Source organism: Oleiphilus sp. HI0066, assembly GCF_001635725.1.
This window is the reverse complement of the sequence record NZ_LWFH01000982.1, coordinates 1-1,182: the sequence shown is the minus strand read 5'-3', so window position 1 is coordinate 1,182 and position 1,182 is coordinate 1. Positions and strand designations below refer to the sequence as shown.

The 1,182-nt window shown below is 49.5% G+C and carries 1 protein-coding gene; it reads right to left on the bottom strand.

What is annotated here, in order from left to right; genetic code table 11:
* The coding region (locus A3738_RS31050) for a hypothetical protein (RefSeq protein ID WP_197473816.1) at positions 1-1,182 on the bottom strand (1,182 nt) is incomplete at both ends.

Genomic DNA, 1,182 nt, shown 5'->3' with positions numbered 1-1,182 from the left:
CCTGTCGCAGGAGTCATCACCAAGGTTGGCGCATCCGCAACAGCATCAACCTGCACCGTAATTTGGTGGCTACTGATCTCGACACTCTGACTCACTCCCTCAGGGTCAACATCTTCGGTCGTCACTTCAACAGTTAAGGTGATATCCTGACTATCATGGAGACTAGGCGTATAACTTAATCCCGCTAACTCTCCAACCGTTAAATGATATTTTCCATCCGCATCCATGACGCCAGCAGACAGCAAGGCATCAGCCGGCACACCACTAATCACAATGTCTGTGATGCTTTCCGAACCATCCGCGTCAGGTTGACTAATATCAAGATTTAACGCGATCGCTGTATCTTCATCTCCACGTGCTGATGCCACTACGACAGCCTGTTCTGACACGGGCAACACTTCTACATTAAAACTAATCGTGTCACTCACTTGGCTAACGAGGCCTGACTCAGGATCGACATCATTCACCAATGCCGTCGCACTCAAGATAAAATCATCACTACTATGTGCCGGTGCTTGTATGGTTAGACTCGCTAAATCGTCAATATTCACGATCCAAACACCACTACCCTGATCGGCACCCGTTGAAAGCTGCGCGCCCTCCGGAACACCCTCGAAACGCACCGCAGTAATCGACTCAGAACCATCTAGATCGACAAGATCCGCCGTTATATCCAGGCTAATCGGTTCATCTTCGTTTCCGCTAATGTCGTTCGCTTGTAACGTTGGGACATCCGCCACTGGGATAACTGAAACATGATATTGTGCGGTGCTACTCGCTTCCGTAACCACACCACTATCTGGATCTTCGTCCTGATGCGTCACCATGACATCCAACGTAAAGTCAGTACTGTCATGCAACGGAGGCGTTAACGTCAGCGCTGCTAGATCCTCGGCCAATACAGTCACTGTATCGTCAGCATTGACCGTACCGTGGCTAAACACTGCGCCGTCTGGCACTTGCGAGAACGTAACGCTAACGATACTTTCAGAACCATCTTGATCGACTAAAAGCGCTTGTATATCAATATTGAATGCAGTGTCTTCATTGATATCAACGTAACTATCAAGCAGTGTCGCCGTATCCACGACCGCGTTAACCTCAACATCCATCGTCGACAAGGTCTCAGACGTACTCACCTCTCCTGTCTCAGGATCGACATCTGCCACGCTCGCCAACACC